Below are 18,817 nucleotides of genomic sequence, written 5' to 3' on the forward strand. Positions count from 1 at the left end.
ACAAGATGACTCGCAAACAACGCGCACTGTTTGAACCGGCACTGATGCGTACCGCGCTGATCGATGCGGTGAAAAAGCTGGACCCACGCGTTCAGTGGCGTAACCCGGTGATGTTCGTGGTGTACCTCGGCAGTATCCTGACTTCAGTCATTTGGCTGGCGGTGCTTTCAGGCAACGCCGAAGGTAGCGCGGCCTTTACCGGCAGCATCGCCATGTGGCTGTGGTTTACCGTGCTGTTCGCCAACTTCGCCGAGGCGCTGGCGGAAGGACGCAGCAAGGCTCAGGCAGAAAGCCTGAAGGGCACCAAGAAAACCTGTTGGGCGAAGAAACTCGCCACACCGAAGCGTGATGGGGCCACCGAGAAAGTCTCGGCCGAGAGCCTGCGTAAAGGGGATATCGTGCTGGTAGAAGCTGGCGATACTATCCCTTGCGATGGCGAAGTGCTGGAAGGCGGCGCATCGGTCGATGAAAGCGCCATCACCGGTGAATCTGCACCGGTGATCCGTGAATCCGGTGGTGACTTCTCCTCCGTGACCGGCGGGACGCGTATTCTGTCCGACTGGCTGGTGGTGCAGTGTAGCGTCAACCCAGGGGAAACCTTCCTCGATCGTATGATCGCCATGGTCGAAGGTGCCAAACGCCGTAAAACCCCAAACGAAGTGGCGCTGACCATTTTGCTGGTGGCGTTGACTATCGTGTTCGTACTGGCAACCGCAACCCTGTTCCCTTACTCGCAATACAGCGTGGAAGCCGCAGGCAGCGGCAGCATAGTGTCGATCACCGTGTTGGTGGCCTTGCTGGTCTGCCTGATCCCGACCACCATCGGTGGGCTATTGTCCGCTATCGGCGTCGCCGGGATGAGCCGCATGCTGGGAGCCAACGTGATTGCCACCAGCGGGCGCGCCGTTGAAGCCGCCGGTGACGTTGACGTATTGCTGTTGGACAAGACCGGCACCATCACCCTCGGTAACCGTCAGGCATCCGAATTCCTGCCGGCTCCCGGGGTAAAAGAGCAAGAGCTGGCCGATGCAGCCCAACTCTCTTCGCTAGCCGATGAAACGCCGGAAGGCCGCAGTATCGTGGTGCTGGCCAAGCAGCGCTTCAACCTGCGCGAACGTGATTTGCAGGCGTTGAATGCCACCTTCGTACCTTTCTCTGCGCAAACCCGCATGAGCGGCGTCAACGTGCAGGACCGGATGATCCGTAAAGGGGCGGTGGACGCCATTCGCCGCCACGTCGAATCCAATAATGGCCACTTCCCACGTGCAGTAGATGAGTTGGTGGAAAGCGTCGCTCGTACCGGCGGTACGCCGTTGGTGGTCGCCGAAGGGCCACGCGTGCTGGGGGTCGTGGCGCTGAAAGACATCGTCAAAGGCGGGATTAAAGAACGCTTTGCCGAACTGCGCAAGATGGGCATCAAGACGGTGATGATCACCGGGGATAACCGCCTGACCGCCGCCGCCATCGCAGCTGAAGCCGGTGTGGATGACTTCCTTTCGGAAGCCACGCCAGAGGCCAAACTGGCGCTGATCCGTCAGTATCAGGCGGAAGGACGCCTGGTTGCGATGACCGGCGACGGCACCAACGACGCCCCTGCACTGGCACAGGCCGACGTGGCGGTTGCCATGAACTCGGGGACGCAGGCGGCCAAGGAAGCGGGCAACATGGTCGATCTGGACTCCAACCCGACCAAGCTGATCGAAGTGGTGCATATCGGTAAGCAGATGCTGATGACGCGCGGTTCACTGACCACCTTCAGTATCGCCAACGATGTGGCGAAGTACTTTGCCATTATCCCGGCGGCCTTCGCGGCAACCTATCCGCAGTTGAATGCGCTGAACGTGATGCAGTTGCACTCCCCCGCCTCGGCGATTATGTCGGCGGTGATCTTCAACGCTCTGGTGATCGTCTTCCTGATCCCACTGGCGTTGAAAGGGGTGAGTTACAAAGCAATGAGCGCCGCGGCTCTGCTGCGCCGTAACCTGTGGCTGTATGGTGTGGGTGGCCTGCTGGTACCGTTCGTGGGTATCAAGCTGATCGACCTGCTGCTGACCGCGCTGAATATGGCCGGCTAAGATAACGAGGAATTTATGATGTCTTATTTACGTCCTTCTCTGGTTATGCTGATCCTGCTGACGGCGATCACCGGTATCGCTTACCCATTACTCACCACTGGGCTGTCACAGTTGCTGTTCAGCGGGGCGGCCAACGGCTCGTTGCTCTATCAAGGGGATAAAGCGGTCGGCTCGGCGTTGATTGGCCAGAACTTCACCCAACCGGGTTATTTCTGGGGTCGTCCTTCTGCCACCAGCGATTCGGCCTATAATGCGATGGCATCCGGCGGCAGTAATCTGGCCGCCACCAACCCGGCGCTGGATAAAGCGATCGGTGAGCGGGCAACGCAGTTGCGCCAGGCTAACCCGGCGATGAGCGGGCCGATCCCGGTCGATCTGCTGACCGCTTCCGGCAGTGGCCTGGATCCGCAGATTTCGCTGGCCGCCGCCAAGTACCAGGTAGCGCGTGTCGCCAACGCTCGTCAGTTGCCACAGGAGCAGATTGCCAAGCTGATTGATGAAAACACCGATCGCGCCACGCCCAATTTTATGGGGGAATCGGTGGTCAACGTGCTGAAGCTGAATATGGCGCTGGATGCGTTGAAATAACTGAAGACGTGATAAAAAGTAGCTAAATAAAGGGTTCGGCATTGCCGAACCCGCTTTGCATGGGTAAACAAGGAACTCTGATGGTGGATGACGAACTGCAACGCCCCGACCCAGACAGCCTGCTGGCGTTAGCCAATGAAAAGCCACGCGGCAAACTGAAAGTCTTCTTCGGGGCCTGCGCCGGGGTAGGTAAAACCTACGCCATGTTGCAGGAGGCTCAGCGGCAACGGGCGCAGGGGCTAGACGTGCTGATTGGCGTGGTGGAAACCCACGGCCGCCAGGAAACGGCAGCGTTGCTGCAAGGGTTGTCGATCCTGCCAGCAAAACGCATCCAACATCGTGGCCGCCAGGTGCAGGAGTTCGACCTCGATGCCGCTTTGGCACGCCATCCGGCCCTGATCCTGATGGATGAGCTGGCGCACAGTAACGCCCAGGGTTCACGCCATCCCAAACGTTGGCAGGATGTGGACGAACTGCTGGATGCCGGTATCGATGTGCTGACCACGGTTAACGTCCAGCATCTGGAAAGCCTGAACGACGTCGTCGGCGGCATCACTGGAGTACGGGTCAGGGAAACCGTGCCTGACCACGTGTTTGACGAAGCGACCGAAGTGGTGTTGGTGGACCTGCCCCCAGACGATCTGCGTCAGCGGCTCAACGAAGGCAAGGTCTATATCCCAGGCCAGGCCGAACGCGCCATCGAGCATTTCTTCCGTAAAGGTAACCTGATCGCCCTGCGCGAATTGGCACTACGCCGCACTGCCGACCGCGTTGATGACCAAATGCGGGCCTTTCGCGATAATCAGGGGCGTGAAAAGGTCTGGCATACCCGGGACAGCATCCTGCTGTGCGTCGGCCATAACAGCGGTAGCGAAAAGCTGGTGCGCATCGCAGCACGGCTCGCGGCACGCCTCGGTTGCCACTGGCATGCCGTATATGTTGAAACCCCCAAGCTGCACCGCCTGCCGGAAAATCAACGGCGAGCCATCCTGCGCGCCTTACGGCTGGCGCAAGAATTAGGGGCAGAAACCGCTACCCTTTCCGATCCTTCTGAAGAACGTGCGGTACTGCGCTATGCCCGGGAACATAACCTGGGCAAAATCATTATCGGCCGCCGTGGCGAACAGCGCTGGAAGCTACGCGGCAGCTTTGCCGATCGCCTTGGCCAGCTTGGGCCGGATCTCGATCTGGTGATTGTAGCGCTGGAAAACGATACGCCCCAGCCGCAGATAAAAGAGCACGATAACCGCGCCTTTAGCGAAAAATGGCGTTTCCAATTGCGGGGCTGTGCCGTTGCCGTAGCTTTGTGCGCCATCATCACGTTGCTGTCACAATGGTTACTGCCGGGCTTCGATTCCGCCAACCTGGTGATGGTTTATCTGCTGGGCGTGGCGATTGTTGCCCTATTCTTTGGCCGCTGGCCTTCGGTGCTGGCCGCGGTGATCAACGTCGCCAGCTTCGATTTGTTCTTCGTACAGCCCGAATGGTCGTTCGCCGTCAGTGATATGCAATATCTGCTGACCTTTGCCGTGATGCTGACCGTCGGTATCACCATTGGTAATCTGACCGCCGGGGTACGTTATCAGGCCCGGGTGGCACGCTATCGCGAACAACGGGCGCGCCATTTATATGAGATGTCCCGTGGGCTCAGCCAGGCGTTGAGCAGAGAAGATATTGCCAAAACCAGCCGTCATTTTATCTCCAGCAGCTTCCAGGCCAAGACCGTACTGCTGCTGCCGCAGGAGGATGGCTCCCTGCAACAGATGGTGGGTGAAGAAGGCGGCTTGCTGTCGGTGGATGAGGCCATCGCCCGCTGGAGCTATGGCAAAGGCTTGCCCGCCGGGGCCGGTACCGACACCCTGCCCGGTGTGCCGTACCAACTGCTGCCGCTCAGCACCTCCAAACAAACCTTTGGCCTGCTGGCAATTGAGCCGAACAATGTGCGCCAGTTAATGGTGCCGGAGCAACAGCGGCTGTTACAGACCTTTGCGGTGCTGATCGCCAGCGCGCTGGAGCGCCTGCATCTGGCCCGCAGCGCCGAAGAGGCCAAGCTGGATGCCGAACGCGAACAGCTACGTAACTCGCTGCTGGCCGCCCTTTCTCACGATCTGCGTACTCCGCTTACCGTGCTGTTTGGTCAGGCAGAGATCCTGACGCTGGATCTGGCCACCGAAGGCTCCAGCCACGCCCCACAGGCCAGCCAAATCCGCCAGCAGGTGCTCAGTACCACCCGCCTGGTAAACAATCTGCTGGATATGGCACGCATTCAGTCCGGTGGTTTTAACCTGCGTAAAGAGTGGCAATCGCTGGAAGAGATCGTCGGTGCCTCACTGCATATGCTGGAACCGCTACTGGTATTGCACGAGATCAAGGTGGAGTTGCCGCCAGAGATGGTGTTGATCAACTGTGATGGCAGCCTGTTAGAGCGGGTGTTCACCAACCTGGTGGAAAATGCCAATAAATATGCCGGTGCCGATGCTATCATCGGGATCCGCGCCCACGCAGTAAAGGACTGGCTGGAAGTGGAGGTTTGGGATAATGGCCCCGGCATCCCAGAGGAACAGACGCAACTGATATTTGACAAGTTCTCCCGTGGCAATAAAGAGTCGGCGATCCCCGGCGTCGGCTTGGGGTTAGCGATTTGTCGTGCCATTATTGAAGTACACGGCGGCCGCATCTGGGCGGAGAACCGCGCCGAAGGCGGAGCCAGTTTCCACTTTATGCTGCCGTTGGAAAAGCCACCCGAACTGGATGGAGCAGATTTTGACTTGTAACCAAAGAGTAGAGGCCCCGTGACCACATCGCCGACTAACATTCTGATTGTGGAAGACGAGAAAGAGATCCGTCGCTTCGTGCGCACCGCGCTGGAGAGCGAAGGGTTACGGGTATTTGAAAGTGAAACGCTGCAGCGTGGGCTGATAGAAGCCGGCACGCGCAAGCCGGATCTGATCATTCTTGATTTGGGGTTACCCGATGGCGACGGGCTGGACTACATTCGCGATCTGCGCCAATGGAGCGCCGTGCCGGTGATTGTCCTTTCCGCTCGCCATGCCGAAGAGGACAAGATTGCCGCGCTGGATGCGGGGGCCGATGACTATCTGAGCAAGCCGTTCGGCATTGGTGAACTGCTGGCCCGGGTGCGGGTTGCGCTACGCCGCCACGCCAATAGCCAACAGGAAAGCCCGTTGGTCAGCTTCTCCGATATCACCGTCGATCTGATCAACCGTAGCGTCTTGCGTAACGGTGAAGATCTGCATCTGACGCCCATCGAGTTCCGTTTACTGTCCGAGTTGCTGGCCAACTCCGGTAAGGTGATCACCCAGCGGCAGCTACTCAGCCACGTCTGGGGACCCAATTACGTCGAACACAGCCACTATCTGCGCATTTATATGGGCCATCTGCGGCAAAAGCTGGAAGCCGATCCGGCGCGGCCCAGGCATCTGCTCACTGAGACCGGCGTCGGCTATCGGTTTATGCCTTAATCCTGCGACGATGTTGGCCCCTTTTTCAGTCCGATCATAAACGCCTTAAACGAGTCACGCAGTGGCTCAAACAGCGGATGCTTACGGTTTTCTATCATCACTTCGGAGAACAGCTTGAGCCCGACGGCAAAGGCCGCGCTGTTCTGTTCGCCAAAGTTCAGATCCTCTCGCCCTTGAATGCGCTCAACAATGGCCAGAATATCGTCGTGATTTTCTACCTCAAACACCAACTCCGGCTTGTCGACGGGTTCGCCTTTACGGTCTGTCAGGGCTTCTACGGTAATGCGGAAACGGTGGCCTGGCATCAGTTATCCTCCTGTGGCTGTTTTGGCGATACCATTTCGGCTTCGATAGCCTCCACGGCGGTCAGCAGTGCCTGATTGATACGCCCGACCTGCTCCTGAGACAAATCCGCACGCATCATGTTGCCGCGCAGCAGGTAGCGCAGGCGATTCATCACTTCGGAGATCCCTTCGGCCAGATTGCCCTCATGGCGATGGTCACGCCCAGCGCCAGCCAGGCGGGCAAAAATCACTTCGATGGCCGCCTGATGTTTTTGCAACTCCTGCTTGCCGAGTTCGGTAATTTGGTAGCTCTTACGGCCATTGCCAGCCACTGCCGGTTCCAGGAAGTCCTGCTCTTCCAGCAACGTGAGGGTTGGGTAAATCACGCCAGGGCTTGGCACATACAGGCCGGAAGAAGCCTCTTCGATCGCCTTGATCAGCTCGTAGCCGTGGCTAGGTTTACGCTCTACCAGCGCCAGCAGCACCAAACGCAGATCGCCGTGTTCAAACAGGCGATGACGCCCGCGCCCGCCCCGGCCATGTTCTTCACCACCACGGCCGTGTTCCCCGCGGCCAGCAAAATGATGACGGCCGCCACGGCGGTGGTGGCAATGCCCCTCTTCCCGCTGGTCGTGGTGACGTGCAAATCGATTAAACATCATGGTTGTTACCTCTTGATTGATGATATGAGCATCGACGCATTTAGATATATCTAAACTGCGTCGATGGCTCTAATCTAGATCGATATATCTAAATGCGCAAGAGGTAACCTGAAATTAGATATATCTAAATTACAGGCATAAAAAAAGCGCTGTAAAAACAGCGCCTTTTCATTATCGAGGGAGAGATTACTTGGCTGAAGCTAACACTTCGCTGACGATCTCGACCGCTTCGCGTTCGATCTTCTCACGGTGCTCGGCACCCAGGAAGCTTTCACAGTAGATCTTGTAAGCCTCTTCGGTACCCGATGGCCGAGCGGCAAACCAGCCGTTGTCTGTCATCACTTTCAGGCCGCCGATGGAAGCGCCGTTACCCGGAGCTGCCGTCAAACGCGCGGTGATTGGATCGCCCGCCAGGGTGCTGGCCTTGACCATTTCCGGTGACAGCTTGGACAACGCCGCTTTCTGTGCGGAGGTTGCCGGAGCCTGGATACGGTTGTAGCTTGGCGCACCGAAGCGTTTGGCCAGATCGTTATAATGATGCTGCGGGTTTTCACCGGTGACCGCAGTGATCTCTGCCGCCAGCAGGCACATGATGATGCCGTCTTTGTCGGTAGACCAAGGTGTACCGTCGAAGCGCAGGAACGAAGCCCCGGCGCTCTCTTCGCCGCCGAAGCCGAAGCTACCGTCGAACAGGCCGTCAACAAACCATTTGAAACCGACCGGCACTTCCACCAGCTTGCGGCCCAGATCGGCCACTACGCGGTCAATCATCGCGCTGGAAACCAGCGTTTTACCTACGGCAACGTTGGCACCCCATTGCGGGCGATGCTGGAACAGGTAATTGATGGCAACGGCCAGGTAGTGGTTCGGGTTCATCAGGCCCGCAGGCGTGACGATACCGTGGCGGTCATAGTCCGGATCGTTGGCAAACGCCAGCTCGAACTTGTCGCGCAGGGCCAGCAGGCCCGCCATTGCCGATTCGGACGAGCAGTCCATGCGGATGATGCCGTCATGGTCGAGGTGCATAAAGCGGAAGGTCTGATCGATGGAGTCATTCACCAACGTCAGATCCAGCTTATAGTGCTCGGCAATCCGCTGCCAGTAGGCAATGCCGGAACCGCCAAGCGGGTCGACACCCAGTTTCAGGCCCGCACGCTGAATGGCAGGCATATCGACGATATCTACCAGCCCTTCTACGTAAGGTTGCACCAGATCCTGCGCATGCAGATGGCCGCCAGTCCAGGCTTTTTCCAGCGATTGACGCTGTACGCCCTGCAGCTTGAGGCTCAGCAGTTCGTTGGCACGCTTTTCAATCACCGAAGTCAGGTTGGTATCGGCTGGGCCACCGTTTGGCGGGTTATATTTGATGCCGCCGTCTTCAGGTGGGTTATGCGAAGGCGTAATCACGATGCCGTCTGCCTGCGCGCCCCCTTTGCGGTTGAAGCACAAGATAGCGTGTGACACGGCAGGGGTTGGCGTAAAGCCGTTATTTTCCTGCACCACCACGTCAACGCCGTTGGCGGTCAGCACTTCCAGCACGGAAATAAAGGCGGGTTCGGACAGCGCATGGGTGTCTTTACCCACGTAGCAAGGGCCAGTGGTGCCCTGTTGACGACGCACTTCGGCAATGGCCTGAGCAATCGCCAGGATATGTGCTTCGTTAAAGCTCTGACGAAGCGCGCTGCCACGATGCCCTGAGGTACCGAATTTCACCGCGTGTGCAGCATTACCGGCCTCTGGTTGCAGCACATAATACTGCGACGTCAGCTGGGCTACGTTGATCAAATCACTTTGCTGAGCGGGTTGCCCGGCACGTGGGTCATTAGCCATCGACTACTCCCTAAAATGCCAGTACTGTGGCCGGGCAATGAGTCGCTTACGGCCACCGTGACGGGCTGTTCGCTAAATTAGACGGTGCCGCAAACTTTCTCGATCAGTTCCGCTGGGAACTGCATGGCCTGCATGATGTGTTCGATCATGCTGCGTTTGCGGCCGGTATTGGTATTGGTGATCACCCAGTAAGGCGTACCTGGCACATGCTTGGGCTTGGTATGCGTTCCGTTGGCCAACAGCGTTTGCTGATCGCCAGCAAAATAGGTCCGGGTACGGCCATGCAACGAATCCGTTGCCGCGGCAAAGCCCGCCGCATCGAGGGTGTACAAGGTGGAAAGTACCAGCATAAAACGATTTACAGCTTTGCTCTGTTCGGCATATTCGTCCGATAGCAGCAGCTCGCGCACCGCACGCACGCGATCGCGTGGACGCTGTGCTGCAACGGCAGCCGCTGACGGCTCTGCCTGGCCACTGGCAACCACAGGAGCCGTGCGCACAGGCTGTCCTGCGGTAAACTTCAACATACGCCGTAAAATATCAGACGCGCTTTCACCGATATGTTGCGTGTGGCTGGCAATATAGCGGTAAAGTTCTTCGTCGACTTCAATAGTTTTCATCTTTATCCAGTACGTTTTTTCTACTTATGAACCTGAAGCCAATTGGTGCATTCAAGCCATGGGATTATAAGGTTAAAAGCGCGGGTGCGAACACTACAATGTTCTCCCAAACGGCAAAAGCAGACTTTAGCCAACCGCCTTGGCCGCCAAGCCCTCACCATACCATGAAATATCGGCAAAATTCTGCGGACCAACCAATAATCTCTCTAGCCATGTTAACCTAACTCATTATCTCAAGATCATGAACTTCACCATGAAATTACATTATCAATTATTGGCCGCAGAGGCTGCCACGCCAGCGAGCCTACCGATCGTGCTGATCCACGGCCTGTTTGGCAATCTGGATAACCTGGGCGTGCTGGCACGCGATCTGAACCAGCAGCATACGGTGATCAAGGTCGATCTGCGCAATCACGGGCTCTCACCGCGCGCGGCGGAGATGACCTACCCGGCGATGGCGCAGGATCTGTTGACGCTGTTAGACGACTTGCAAATCGAGCGAGCCATCGTAATCGGCCACTCAATGGGCGGCAAAGCAGCGATGGCGTTGACCGCGCTAGCCCCGGAGCGGATTGAACGGCTGGTGGCGATCGATATCGCCCCGGTGGATTACGACACTCGCCGCCATGACCAGATCTTTACCGCACTGCAAGCCGTCACCGATGCGGGTATCACTCAGCGTCAGCAGGCTGCGCAGCTCATGCGGGCCACGCTGGATGAAGAAGGCGTGATCCAGTTTCTGTTGAAATCCTTCCATGCAGGCAGTTGGCGGTTCAACCTGCCGGTGTTGATCGAGCAGTATGAGAACATTATCGGCTGGCAGGAGGTTCCACCCTGGCGGCACCCGACGCTATTTATCCGTGGTGGCCTCTCGCCTTACGTGCAAGATAGCTACCGCGATGACATCGCCCGCCAGTTCCCGCAGGCGCGCGCCTATGTGGTTGCAGGCTCCGGTCACTGGGTCCATGCGGAAAAACCGGACGCCGTATTACGGGCAATCCACCGCTTTATTGACCAGCCCTGAGCTTAAGTGGCGAAAAAACGCGCTAGAGAGAATAGCTTAGCGCGTTTGTGGCTAAGTTAGGCATTGTCGTCGCTCCATCTGCTGGGGTAATATGGCGCGCTATAATTTTGCCACCCTGTCCAGGTGTGAAACTGCGCTTGGCTGGGGGTGAATTTGGGTTAGGGTTTATTGGCCCGAATTGTGTAAATCGAACCGTCTGGAAGCGTAAACCGCTTTTTGATGCAAACTCCCTTGCAGTAGCGCAACAATGGCAAAAGAACAAACGGATCGCACGACGCTGGATCTGTTCGCAGATGAACGCCGTCCAGGGCGCCCGAAAACCAACCCGCTTTCCCGTGATGAACAGCTTAGAATTAATAAGCGCAATCAGCTACGACGGGACAAAGTGCGTGGATTACGGCGTGTGGAGCTGAAAATCAACGCAGACGCGGTAGATGCTCTCAACAAACTGGCCGACCAGCGCAATATCAGCCGCAGCGAATTGATCGAACAAATGCTGTTGGCCCAACTGGCAGAAGAACAGCCAGAACACTGATCTCTGCTGCCGCACGCGCGGCACGGCGTTAAGGATGACGCCAGATCGGTTCCACCTCCGCAGAGGCATCGCATAAACGCGATAAAACCTCAGGGCAAATTTCTGGCATGATACGCATTTACGGCTGAGCAAGCCTGCCCTTGGCAGCGCCTCAGGCCGCGTTTACGCAACACATTCATTTGAATTAAAAGGTTATCTTTACTATGGCTCATGTAGGCATTTTCTTTGGCAGCGACACTGGCAATACCGAAAACATTGCCAAGATGATCCAAAAGACGCTTCAGCAAAAGTTCGGCAACGATGTGGCAGAAATCCACGACATCGCCAAAAGCAGCAAAGAAGATCTGGCAGCGTTTGATATCCTGCTGCTCGGCATCCCAACCTGGTACTACGGCGAAGCCCAGTGCGACTGGGATGATTTCTTCCCGACGCTGGAAGACATCGACTTTAACGGCAAGCTGGTGGCGCTGTTTGGCTGTGGCGATCAGGAAGACTACGCGGAATATTTCTGCGATGCGATGGGCACCATCCGCGACATCATTGAGCCACGCGGTGCGGCCATCGTCGGCCACTGGCCAACCAAAGGCTACCATTTTGAAGCCTCCAAGGGTCTGGCAGACGATGATCACTTTGTCGGACTGGCCATTGACGAAGATCGTCAACCTGAGCTGACCAACGAACGCGTAGATGCCTGGGTCAAGCAAATCAGTGAAGAGCTGAGCCTGGCCGAGATCGTCGGCTAAGCCTCTGCCCCGGCGGATACGTAACACATGGAAGGGGCGCCGTTGAGCGCGCCCTTCTGTTATCGGCATCACGGATTAGAGCAATAGAAGCTACAAGTTTGTAACTTCCTACCTCGCCACGGTAGACTGAGATATCGGTTTATCCCATCCATCAAAGCTTTGCATGATTACCCTGTAAACGTGCAAAGATAGGTTTGTTAACAACCGGCGGTTTCTATTTGCGGCAACCGGTTCTATAATGAGACGCAATTAACGCTTTGTGCCAACCGATGCCATAGGCGAGAACGCCTCAACTTGATTAGCATAGTAACAGGACTGAATCCGCATGACTGATAACAACTCCGCATTGAAGAAGGCTGGCTTAAAAGTCACTCTTCCGCGACTCAAAATCCTGGAAGTATTACAGGATCCGGCATGCCATCACGTCAGTGCGGAAGATCTGTACAAAAAACTGATAGATATGGGCGAAGAAATTGGCCTGGCCACGGTATACCGCGTGCTGAACCAGTTTGACGACGCAGGTATTGTGACCCGCCACAATTTTGAAGGTGGCAAGTCGGTTTTCGAACTGACTCAGCAACACCACCACGATCACCTGATTTGCCTGGACTGCGGCAAAGTGATCGAGTTCAGCGACGAATCCATCGAAGTGCGTCAGCGCGATATCGCCAAGCAACACGGTATCAAGCTCACCAACCACAGCCTGTACCTGTACGGCCACTGTGAAACCGGTGATTGCCGCGAGAATGAAACGCTGCACAACAAGAACTGATTCTGGCCCGCCAGAACGCGAAAACCGCCTACACGGCGGTTTTTTTATGCCCAGATGACAGGCAAAAAAATCCCCGGACAGGCCCGGGGAAAAATATCCACTCAATTATCACAATTGCAGCTTGCTCTCACCTTGCACTATCTCCGCCCCTCTACCGACACGCAGGTGGGCGGAGTTTTCACTTACGCTTTCACTGGCTCGGCACGGCTGAAGCGTTTGCCATCCGGGCTGATTGCACGGATTTGCACGTCACCCGCCACCGCTGGGCGCGCTTTATCGTCATAACGCTGCCACTGTTTGCCGCCGTCGGTGGAATATTCAATTCCCAGGCCCGGCAGAGCAATATTCGCCTCCAACTTGCCACCGATGATACGTGCCCCTGGGACCGGCAGGCGATAGCTCACGCCCGCTTTATCCATCTTGGCCAGTTCACGCTGCCCGATCAGGTTGGCAAAGCGCAGCCAGTCCTGATCCAGAGTTTTGGTATCGACCTGATGGGTTTCACCACCTTTATACTCACGGCCAGCTTTGTAATCCTGCTCCCAGCTGGCGCGGTGCCATGCACGTTCTGCAAGCGACACGGCACGTGGGTAAATCATGTATTCCATCTGCTGATCGGTACGCACCACTTCGCTCCACAGTTGGGCGGAAAGACCATATGCGCCCGGCCACGGTTTGTCGCTCTTGGCGGTGAAGTGGTTACCGTCACGGTCAACCGAGGTTTCGGCGTTCTGCGGCAGGTTGTTCGGCGCAAAGCTGAAGATCTTCTGCTCGTCGCTGAAGCGGGTGCCCCAGTAATAACCGTGTTCGTCCGGGCTGACTTCATACGGGAAGTCCATATAGACGTAGTCCGGGTTAGAGATCACCACGTCATAACCCTTGTTCGCCCAGTCGTTAGCCGAGTCGAAGCCACCCCAGTACAGAGTATCCCAGAAGTTCACCGCCACATGCTTGGTCGCGAAGGCCTTCGAGTCTTTGGCATCTTTCAGGCCGTCCTGCCACGCCTGCATTCTGTCAATGCCGTGCGCTTTCACCAACTGGCTGACTTCCAGACCGAAGTAGCTTGGCAAGTGTTCCATATCTTCCACTTTGCCATCTTTGATGATGGCCTGACAAACCTGCGACTTGGCCCACGGCTTGTCTTCTTTGCTCAGATCGAGGATGCCCTTGCCCGCTTCCGGGTTTTTCACGTCGGTATAGCCGGCGCCCAGACGGATGTTCTTCGCTTCGTCCCCACCAAAGTGCCAGGTTCTCAGTGGCTGACCGGCCTCTTTGTGCATCTGGGCCACTTCACCAATCACTTTGTCCACGAAGTTCTTGGAGGAATCCAGGCATGGGTTCAGATAGCTCTGACGGTTGAAGTACTGCACCGAGGTGGTATTGGAGGTATCGGTCGGATCCACCAGGCGGAACTGGTTGGCCTCTTTCTCTTTCCCTTCGGCAAGCAGTTTCTTGTAACGAGCTTCCATGGAAATAATCGCCGCACGGGCGTGTGCCGGCATGTCGATCTCAGGGATCACTTCAATCTGGCGCGCCTGAGCATATTTAACGATGTCGATATAGTCCTGACGGGAGAAGAAGCCACCGTGCGGTGCAGGGCCAGAGCCGTATTGTGGCATCAGGCAGGTGGTCTCGCTCAGGTCATGACAACGCTGGCCGCCCACTTCGGTCAACTCTGGCAGGCCAGGGATCTCAATGCGCCAACCTTCGTCATCCGTCAGGTGGAAGTGGAATTTGTTCAGCTTGTAGGCTGCCATTTGATCCAGCAGGCGCAATACGGCGTCTTTGTGGTGGAAGTTACGCGCCACGTCCAGGAAGATGCCGCGGTATTGGAAGCGCGGTGCATCTTTGGCATCCAGTGTCGCAATCTTCTTGCTGCCATCCGAAGGGATTAGCGACAGGATGGATTGCAGGCCATAGAACACCCCAGTCTGATCGAAACCGACAATTTCGGCACCTTTCTCGCCGATCTTCAGTTGGTAGGCACCTGGAACGGCCTGATCGCCTTTGAATGCCGCTGGCTTGATATCCGTCTTGATCGGATAACCGCTCGCCTGGCTCTCAATGCCCAGCAGGGCAAAACGCTCGGCCGCCGCATCCGCCGCTGGCTTGGTCAACGCACTCAAATCCAGCGCCACGCCTTTGCTCAGGTCAATATCCTTCGCATGGACTTTAACTTCCATCGGGGTTGGGATGATTTGCCCACGCAGCGATGCCATCGGCAACACTTTCAGATCCTGGTTCTTGGTGAAGCGGCTTTCCGGGACCATCAGAATGTTGTTGTCATCCTTGGTACGCTTCCACTGATCGCCAGTGAATGGGGCAACAAACTGGTTAATATCATCGGTATCGGTATTCGACAGGATCTTCGGCTGAGCATCGCCGGAAGTGGCATACCAACGCGGTAGGAAGTCGGTGCGGAACAGCTGCCAGTATTCAGCGATAATCGGGATTTCCACCGCCTGATTGGCCGGGAAGCTGGTGAATTTGTCTGTCGGTTCCAGCTTATACAGATCGCCGGTAATGTGGGTGATTTTGAACTGGTCGTTATCAACCTTCAGCGTCTGGCGCGGGCTGTGGAAATAGATCGCCCAATCTTTATCTTTGATTTCCTGATTGCCGTTGGTCAAGGTGATCAGCACCTTATGGCAGGACGCCCAGTCGGCACCCAGCTTGGCACAGTCCACGCCGTGTTCAGCGGCACGGTTGTCCAACATCTTCAGATTGACCTGCAACTGGCTGAGTTGATCAACCACCTGCTGGTTGGCCATGGCAGAACCTACGCTGCCAAAGAGCCCAACGGTAGCCGTCAGGGCGGCGAGAGCACTCATCTTAAACTTGTTCATCTGCAACCTCTTGCGTAATCAGTTGTTGTTTGCGCGAATTTCTTTCCACAGCTTGCCGCATTTGGCGTCATACGCCTGGCCATTGCCGGTATGGGCGGCCTGGATGCAGCTTTGATAATCCAGCACTCGCACGGTTTCCTGCTCAGCAAACTGTTGGTGCTTTTTCTCTTGCTTCAACACGTTCAGCACCGCCTGGCAGGCCTGTAATTTCTCTGGGGAACCTTCCGCGGTATTGATACAGGCGCTGTAGGCCTGGCGCAGTTTGGCATCTTCCGGTGGCGCGGCCGATTGCGAACAGGCGCTAAGCCCGGCAACCGCAGCGATAATCAGCATCAGTTTTTTCATGGTTAAAGTCCTGTGACCTTTCCCCGGCAGCCTGGCCACCGGGGAGCGCATTAGAAGATGGTGAACGGTGCGATAACGATGAATTTGACGTCTTTCTCGTCCTGGAAGATGTTGCCGTAACCGCCGCCCCAGCTTGGGATATCGGAATGGTTGTCATACTGCGTGAAGTGCAGCTTGAACAGAGTGCCTTTGGCGCGCCCGTCCTGCATGGTGTACATCGCATCCAGGCTGTAAGCGCTCTCTCTCACGCGCTGGCTCTGATCGTAAATCGGGTTGGTGCTTGGCTTGGCGTCCCAGGCATAAACGTAGGAAGCTCCGACGGCCATGCCAGGCAGGTTCCAGTTGCTCAGGTCATACATCACGCCACCGAACACGGCTTTTTCGCCGTTGGCGTTAAAGTCGGAACGGTTATCCCACCAGATATCAAGGCGACCGTTTGAGGAAGCATAGGTTGGGGTCATACGCTGCAGGAAGAAGCCTTGGTTACCTTCCGCCTTGACCATGGTGCCTTCCAGACGCCAGTTGAACTGGCCGGTGGTATAACCGAAGGTCAGCGCCTGCAACCACGCCAGGCCATCATAGATGCTGTTCGGATCGCGATTATCACCGATACGGTCTTCTGCGCCGTAGAACTGGTAGCTGGTGGTCATCGGATTACCAGCCAGGTCAAACTTGTAAGACGCCTTGGTGAAATACTGATTCACGTAGCCTTGCGCCTGGCCAAACGCGGCTTCCAGCACCAGGTTGTTCTTGAAATCATACTTGGCACCCAGAGAGTGCAGATAGGAAACGTCGGTTTTGCGATCGTTCTGACGGAAGTCGTCCATCTCGATGTGCCAAGGCGCTTTGTACTTGTTGGTCCACATGTAGGAGAAACTCAGCGCACCTGAATCGCCATAGTCAAAGTTGGCACCGGCTTCAGCACCCTGGTAGGTACCCGGCATAAAGCTCCAGTGCGGGGCCAGCAAGGTTTGCCCGCTTGGCTGGATATAACCGGCACGCGCCCAGACCGGGCCATACTTGAACTTACCGGCCGCTTTATACAGGCTGATACCGCTTTTATCGCCGGAGTAATCTTCGTCATAGGTACGGTTACGGCTGGAGAACGCGATTTCGTTCGGGTGGCCACTCTCGCTGGATTCGGCCATTTCGATGGCGGTGAACGCCGCTACATCGATACCAAACATGTCCGCCGCATAGCCGGAGTTGAAATCCAGGTTGGCGTTCCAGGTAGAGTGAGAGAGGTTGGTTTTAAAATCACCGGTTTCAACGTCTTTGCGATCGCGTTGACGTTGCCAGTAATACACCCCACCGGTCAGCGTAGAATCGTCGATAAACCCAGCCGCTTGCGCTTCTGGGGCCATGACAAATCCGCTTCCTAATAGTGCACCCGCGACAGCGAGCGCCAGCGTTTTACGCTGAGCACCGTGCGTACCCATAAGAAAATTCCTCTTTGACTTTGACTTTAAAGTGCGCCCGCCTGCGTTCACCACTGCCCTGCACGGTCGCTAATAAAAAAACCCTAATCGGGTAAAATTGTGCCGGATGAGAAAATTCACCTCGGCCTTGATACTGTAGCTAGACTATTTTTCGCGACGCGAATTATCAAATGAAAAGTGACAGAGATTTGTCAAAGTATGACAAGGTGCACACATTGATGATATTTCGTTACAATAATGAGCAAGGTCACTATTTATAAATAAATCCCAATAAAATCAGATAATAAAAGCTTAAAAAAGCCAATCCCCTGTGGATTGAAAGGTTTCAGCAAGCGAAAAGCACTGATTTACTCTAAAAATGAGAGCGCTCTACAAATGATATTAATTCGCATCGCGAATATATAAGTCAAGATGATGAAAAATGATACACAGTGACAACCAAGTTATTTCTTAGAAAAAAACAAGCGTGATCACCGCTAACCACAACGCAAGGGAGGATTGGTTTTAGGTGTAAGCGCAGCATGTGTGCACTGGAGGTGCGGAATTTGTAGGGGACGAACATGTTCGTCCCCAGTGGGTCAGGCAGTTAACCCTCCGTCGAGGATCAGGCTCTGTCCTGTCATATAACGACTGTCATCGCCGATCAGAAATACCGCCGCCCTGGCGACTTCACTGGCCTTGCCTAAACGCCGCAGCGGGATTTGTTTGCGCAGCGCCTTCAGCGCCTCCGGTGGGATCGCGTCTGTCATTTCACTGTGAATGATCCCAGGCAGCAGGCAATTCACCCGGATGTTAAAACGCGCCACCTCCAACGCCAGCGACTTGGCCAGGCCTATCATCGCCGATTTGCTGGCAGCGTAGGCCGTTTGCCCCACATTGCCCTTGATCCCCGTTACCGAAGACATCAGTACCATGGCGCCTTCGCCCTGCCCCATCATGGCTGGCAGCAGGTGGCGGTTCCAGTAGAATACGGCATTGAGGTTAGTATCGATCACCTGCCGCCAGCGCTCGCTCGTTTGTTGGATATGCAAACTGTCTTGGGTAATTCCCGCATTATGGATCACCGCCAAAGGTGCTCCAAGGCGAGTCAACAGATCTGGTGCTACCAGGTTCACCGCCTGTTCATCACTGCCATCGCAAATACAGTTTTCCACCCAGCCTGGCAAACCGGCACAGGCCTCAATCACCTCGGCTGAGGGCGATTGATCGCTACGGCAGGTCAACACCACGTTCCACCGTTTGGCCAACTCTTCCACCAGCGCGCGGCCAATCCCCCGGCTACCGCCGGTCACTAATACCCATTGTCTGGTCATGGGCTTATTTTTGCTGTTCGGCCAGAGATTGGCACAGTTCACCCAGCGTCATATTGGGTTTATCGATAAACATTTCGGCACTCAACGTGGCGCCAAATTCACGCTTGGCCAGAACCATCAGTTCGACGTAATCCAGGCTGTCGAGTTTTAGCTGATGCAAGGGCATCTCTGGCGAGAGGTCGTCCATTTCCAGATCTTTGGCGTCACAGATCATTTCGCTGACGGTGAGGTAAACTTGTTGGTACTTTTCCATGGTATA

Annotated in this window: 17 protein-coding genes; 8 read left to right on the top strand and 9 right to left on the bottom strand. The window is 55.9% G+C overall.

All coding sequences use genetic code 11. The annotated features are described in order from the left end of the window. Window positions 1–5 precede the first annotated feature (5 nt). The 4 genes from kdpB to kdpE all read left to right on the top strand — a co-directional run bounded on the left by kdpB (window position 6) and on the right by kdpE (window position 6,145). Entirely contained in the window at window positions 6–2,075 is a 2,070-nt protein-coding gene (kdpB, locus tag N6G83_RS23830) for a potassium-transporting ATPase subunit KdpB (protein ID WP_211135489.1), read from the top strand. 18 nt (window positions 2,076–2,093) lie between these two features. Then, window positions 2,094–2,663 (top strand): potassium-transporting ATPase subunit KdpC, encoded by a 570-nt coding sequence (gene kdpC, locus N6G83_RS23835; RefSeq protein ID WP_024529331.1) that lies wholly within the window; start codon window positions 2,094–2,096, stop codon window positions 2,661–2,663. Between the two features lie 80 nt (window positions 2,664–2,743). After that, entirely contained in the window at window positions 2,744–5,437 is a 2,694-nt protein-coding gene (kdpD, locus tag N6G83_RS23840; protein ID WP_024529330.1) for a two-component system sensor histidine kinase KdpD, read from the top strand. An 18-nt stretch (window positions 5,438–5,455) separates the two neighbouring features. Further along, window positions 5,456–6,145 carry a two-component system response regulator KdpE gene (kdpE, locus tag N6G83_RS23845; RefSeq protein WP_024529329.1) on the top strand — a complete coding sequence of 230 codons (690 nt, stop codon included), beginning with the start codon at window positions 5,456–5,458 and terminating at the stop codon, window positions 6,143–6,145. Here kdpE and N6G83_RS23850 read toward each other — a convergent pair. From N6G83_RS23850 to seqA, 4 genes are all read right to left on the bottom strand, one after another. Beyond that, a complete protein-coding gene (locus N6G83_RS23850) occupies window positions 6,142–6,450 on the bottom strand; it encodes a DUF3861 domain-containing protein (protein ID WP_021805293.1) in 309 nt (102 codons plus the stop codon). The two genes, kdpE and N6G83_RS23850, sit on opposite strands and share 4 nt — an antisense overlap. Next, complete coding sequence (locus N6G83_RS23855; protein WP_024483167.1) at window positions 6,450–7,088, bottom strand: PadR family transcriptional regulator; 639 nt, start codon at window positions 7,086–7,088, stop codon at window positions 6,450–6,452. Before N6G83_RS23855 ends, N6G83_RS23850 begins: the two co-directional genes overlap by 1 nt. Before the next feature lie 189 nt (window positions 7,089–7,277). Further along, entirely contained in the window at window positions 7,278–8,921 is a 1,644-nt protein-coding gene (pgm, locus tag N6G83_RS23860) for a phosphoglucomutase (alpha-D-glucose-1,6-bisphosphate-dependent) (RefSeq protein WP_211135492.1), read from the bottom strand. 77 nt (window positions 8,922–8,998) lie between these two features. Continuing rightward, complete coding sequence (gene seqA / locus N6G83_RS23865; protein ID WP_021805296.1) at window positions 8,999–9,541, bottom strand: replication initiation negative regulator SeqA; 543 nt, start codon at window positions 9,539–9,541, stop codon at window positions 8,999–9,001. 241 nt (window positions 9,542–9,782) lie between these two features. Here seqA and ybfF point away from each other — a divergent pair, with 241 nt between their 5' ends. From ybfF to fur, 4 genes are all read left to right on the top strand, one after another. After that, window positions 9,783–10,565 (top strand): esterase, encoded by a 783-nt coding sequence (ybfF, locus tag N6G83_RS23870; RefSeq protein WP_211135499.1) that lies wholly within the window; start codon window positions 9,783–9,785, stop codon window positions 10,563–10,565. A 247-nt stretch (window positions 10,566–10,812) separates the two neighbouring features. Next, window positions 10,813–11,100, top strand: coding sequence for a LexA regulated protein (gene ybfE / locus N6G83_RS23875; RefSeq protein ID WP_021805298.1), 288 nt, complete (start codon window positions 10,813–10,815; stop codon window positions 11,098–11,100). A 203-nt stretch (window positions 11,101–11,303) separates the two neighbouring features. Beyond that, a complete protein-coding gene (fldA, locus tag N6G83_RS23880) occupies window positions 11,304–11,843 on the top strand; it encodes a flavodoxin FldA (protein ID WP_021805299.1) in 540 nt (179 codons plus the stop codon). A 325-nt stretch (window positions 11,844–12,168) separates the two neighbouring features. Then, window positions 12,169–12,615, top strand: coding sequence for a ferric iron uptake transcriptional regulator (gene fur, locus N6G83_RS23885; protein ID WP_021805300.1), 447 nt, complete (start codon window positions 12,169–12,171; stop codon window positions 12,613–12,615). 182 nt (window positions 12,616–12,797) lie between these two features. On the opposite strand, the gene N6G83_RS23890 is transcribed toward fur, so the two are convergent. The 5 genes from N6G83_RS23890 to N6G83_RS23910 all read right to left on the bottom strand — a co-directional run bounded on the left by N6G83_RS23890 (window position 12,798) and on the right by N6G83_RS23910 (window position 18,811). After that, window positions 12,798–15,461, bottom strand: a complete 2,664-nt coding sequence (locus N6G83_RS23890; protein ID WP_211135500.1) for a beta-N-acetylhexosaminidase — start codon at window positions 15,459–15,461, stop codon at window positions 12,798–12,800. An 18-nt stretch (window positions 15,462–15,479) separates the two neighbouring features. Further along, entirely contained in the window at window positions 15,480–15,806 is a 327-nt protein-coding gene (gene chiQ / locus N6G83_RS23895) for a ChiQ/YbfN family lipoprotein (RefSeq protein WP_024529321.1), read from the bottom strand. A 50-nt stretch (window positions 15,807–15,856) separates the two neighbouring features. Then, window positions 15,857–17,245 carry a chitoporin ChiP gene (gene chiP / locus N6G83_RS23900; protein ID WP_211135501.1) on the bottom strand — a complete coding sequence of 463 codons (1,389 nt, stop codon included), beginning with the start codon at window positions 17,243–17,245 and terminating at the stop codon, window positions 15,857–15,859. Window positions 17,246–17,823: 578 nt separating this feature from the next. Next, the gene (locus N6G83_RS23905) at window positions 17,824–18,558 is read right to left on the bottom strand and encodes an SDR family oxidoreductase (protein ID WP_024529319.1); all 735 of its coding nucleotides are present in this window, start codon (window positions 18,556–18,558) and stop codon (window positions 17,824–17,826) included. Between the two features lie 4 nt (window positions 18,559–18,562). Then, window positions 18,563–18,811 carry an acyl carrier protein gene (locus N6G83_RS23910; RefSeq protein WP_024529318.1) on the bottom strand — a complete coding sequence of 83 codons (249 nt, stop codon included), beginning with the start codon at window positions 18,809–18,811 and terminating at the stop codon, window positions 18,563–18,565. Window positions 18,812–18,817 lie beyond the last annotated feature (6 nt).

The organism is Serratia sp. PL7 (genome assembly GCF_945957435.1).

What these genes read in the sequence shown, in the direction of transcription:
- ybfE (WP_021805298.1), top strand. Translation starts at nt 10,813, where the DNA reads ATGGCAAAAGAACAAACGGATCGCACGACGCTGGATCTGTTCGCAGAT.
- N6G83_RS23890 (WP_211135500.1), bottom strand. Translation starts at nt 15,461, where the DNA reads ATGAACAAGTTTAAGATGAGTGCTCTCGCCGCCCTGACGGCTACCGTT.
- N6G83_RS23855 (WP_024483167.1), bottom strand. Translation starts at nt 7,088, where the DNA reads ATGTTTAATCGATTTGCACGTCACCACGACCAGCGGGAAGAGGGGCAT.
- chiP (WP_211135501.1), bottom strand. Translation starts at nt 17,245, where the DNA reads ATGGGTACGCACGGTGCTCAGCGTAAAACGCTGGCGCTCGCTGTCGCG.
- kdpB (WP_211135489.1), top strand. Translation starts at nt 6, where the DNA reads ATGACTCGCAAACAACGCGCACTGTTTGAACCGGCACTGATGCGTACC.
- seqA (WP_021805296.1), bottom strand. Translation starts at nt 9,541, where the DNA reads ATGAAAACTATTGAAGTCGACGAAGAACTTTACCGCTATATTGCCAGC.
- fur (WP_021805300.1), top strand. Translation starts at nt 12,169, where the DNA reads ATGACTGATAACAACTCCGCATTGAAGAAGGCTGGCTTAAAAGTCACT.
- kdpC (WP_024529331.1), top strand. Translation starts at nt 2,094, where the DNA reads ATGTCTTATTTACGTCCTTCTCTGGTTATGCTGATCCTGCTGACGGCG.
- pgm (WP_211135492.1), bottom strand. Translation starts at nt 8,921, where the DNA reads ATGGCTAATGACCCACGTGCCGGGCAACCCGCTCAGCAAAGTGATTTG.
- chiQ (WP_024529321.1), bottom strand. Translation starts at nt 15,806, where the DNA reads ATGAAAAAACTGATGCTGATTATCGCTGCGGTTGCCGGGCTTAGCGCC.
- N6G83_RS23905 (WP_024529319.1), bottom strand. Translation starts at nt 18,558, where the DNA reads ATGACCAGACAATGGGTATTAGTGACCGGCGGTAGCCGGGGGATTGGC.
- ybfF (WP_211135499.1), top strand. Translation starts at nt 9,783, where the DNA reads ATGAACTTCACCATGAAATTACATTATCAATTATTGGCCGCAGAGGCT.
- N6G83_RS23850 (WP_021805293.1), bottom strand. Translation starts at nt 6,450, where the DNA reads ATGCCAGGCCACCGTTTCCGCATTACCGTAGAAGCCCTGACAGACCGT.
- N6G83_RS23910 (WP_024529318.1), bottom strand. Translation starts at nt 18,811, where the DNA reads ATGGAAAAGTACCAACAAGTTTACCTCACCGTCAGCGAAATGATCTGT.
- fldA (WP_021805299.1), top strand. Translation starts at nt 11,304, where the DNA reads ATGGCTCATGTAGGCATTTTCTTTGGCAGCGACACTGGCAATACCGAA.
- kdpD (WP_024529330.1), top strand. Translation starts at nt 2,744, where the DNA reads ATGGTGGATGACGAACTGCAACGCCCCGACCCAGACAGCCTGCTGGCG.